2 protein-coding genes and 1 pseudogene are annotated in these 1,763 nt (G+C 41.3%); 2 read left to right on the top strand and 1 reads right to left on the bottom strand.

Translation table 11 applies throughout. The features are described from left to right. The coding region (gene hisC / locus PX484_RS19040) for a histidinol-phosphate transaminase (RefSeq protein WP_288105121.1) at positions 1 to 894 on the top strand (894 nt) is incomplete at its 5' end. Positions 895 to 993: 99 nt separating this feature from the next. After that, positions 994 to 1,266: a hypothetical protein gene (locus PX484_RS19035; RefSeq protein WP_004268499.1), complete on the top strand. Its 273-nt coding sequence runs from the start codon at positions 994 to 996 to the stop codon at positions 1,264 to 1,266. A gap of 121 nt (positions 1,267 to 1,387) precedes the next feature. On the opposite strand, the pseudogene PX484_RS19030 reads toward PX484_RS19035, so the two are convergent. After that, positions 1,388 to 1,763 (bottom strand): annotated as a pseudogene (locus PX484_RS19030) (tRNA pseudouridine(55) synthase TruB); the annotation flags it as partial.

Below are 1,763 nucleotides of genomic sequence, written 5' to 3'. Positions count from 1 at the left end.
GTCCGACTCTATCCCGATCCTATCTCCAAAGAGTTACGGCAAACGGCGGCGGAATTATACGGCATAGCAGCCGATCAGATAATCGCGGGTAATGGCTCCGATGATATCCTCAATATCGCCCTGCGAACTTTTGTTAACCCTGGCGAAAGTGTCGCTTTTTTAGATTTAACCTATTCCCTTTACGAGACAATTGCTCGGGTACACGGGGCAAATATTATCCAATTTCCCACTAATGATAAATTTGCATTAGCAGGACCGATTATTTGTCCGGAAGCTAAATTAATTTTTCTGGCTTCTCCTAATCCTCCCCTCGGTAAACATCTTGAGCGCGACTATTTAGAAGCAACCTGTGCTAATGCCTCGGGATTGGTATTAATTGATGAAGCTTATGTGGATTTTAGTGATGACAATCATCTCGATTTTCTCTCCCGTTACGATAATGTCATCATTAGTCGCACTATGTCGAAAAGTTATAGTTTAGCGGGGTTAAGAGTCGGTTTCGGTTTTGCTTCCAGGGCAATTATTGAACAGATGGATAAGGTGCGTGATTCCTATAATTTAGATCGCATCGCTCAAACTTTAGCCACAGCAGCTTTAAAACAAAATAATTATTTTGAGCAAGTTTGGCAAAAAGTCCGTCAAACCCGCGGCCGTTTAATTACTTCTCTGCGCGAGTTGGGATTCACTGTTTTTGACTCGGAAGCTAATTTTATCCTCGCTTCTCCCCCCCAGATTAGTGCCAGTGAGTTATATAATCAACTCAAAGAGCGTCAGATATTAGTGCGATATTTTAAACATCCTCGCATTCAGAATTATGTACGGATTTCTATCGGCACTGATGGGGAAATTGATCGCCTTTTATCTGCTATTCAAGAGATTATGGGAACAAATTAATCTCTATTTTCGTCAAGATTTTATTAACACTTTAACCCCTAATAACTTCTCAAAAAAAGCTAGATTGATCGGAACAAAGCAGCGACAAACAAGGGTCTAATGGCCTGTCGTTTCTCCCGATTACTAGCCTTGGCTATCAAGATTATTAGTCCGAAAAAAGGACTAAATACTAGCGCACAAATTTTTGAACTTATGCAATTTTATCCCCAAGGAATCACAGTTCAAGAATTGAGTGAGCGCTTAAATCGTCCCGTTTCTATGCTCAATCTTTGTCTAAAATCTTTGGTCGCTTCTAAAAAAGTCGTGGCCAGAAAAAATCATAATCAGTGGGTTTATACTAGACCTATTGTAAAAATCAAAAACTGTTGTTAGGGTTAGGAGTCGGTCGTCAGGAGTCAGGAGATAGGAGATTATTTTATTTATTCTCCCCACACCCCACACCCCACACCCTGTCCCCACGAAAAACTTTTTCAGCAGACCCTAATTATTACCCCTATTGCTGAATAACTATTTTAGGCTGTAGGTAGTATTCATCTTCTGCGACAACTATCTCACCAATGCCGAGAAATTGAGCCTCTAAAGACTCCACGGCAACCAGAGAACCGATTATAACATTTGCATCGGTTAGATTAATTTTTCTGCCGTGAAACCAATCGATAACTCTCTCTGGTGTGAAAGAAATCCAGTCTAGATGTGCCAAGGCCATGCGAGGCGAAATTAAACCCTCAGAATTAGCCATTAAAGCTTCCAGATTAATACTATCGGCTAATTGAAAACCACAGCTTTCCGTGCGAGTTAAACTGGCTAAAGTGCCACCCACAGCTAACACCTTGCCCAAATCTCTGGCCAGGGAACGGATATAAGTCCCC

The organism is Microcystis sp. M49636_WE2, from assembly GCF_030065375.1.
Lineage (GTDB): Bacteria > Cyanobacteriota > Cyanobacteriia > Cyanobacteriales > Microcystaceae > Microcystis > Microcystis aeruginosa_C.
The sequence above is the reverse complement of the archived record's forward strand: the minus strand, read 5'-3'. Positions and strand labels throughout refer to the sequence as shown.

Excerpts from the sequence above, each read along its gene's own strand:
- PX484_RS19035 (WP_004268499.1), top strand. The coding sequence starts at position 994 with ATGGCCTGTCGTTTCTCCCGATTACTAGCCTTGGCTATCAAGATTATT.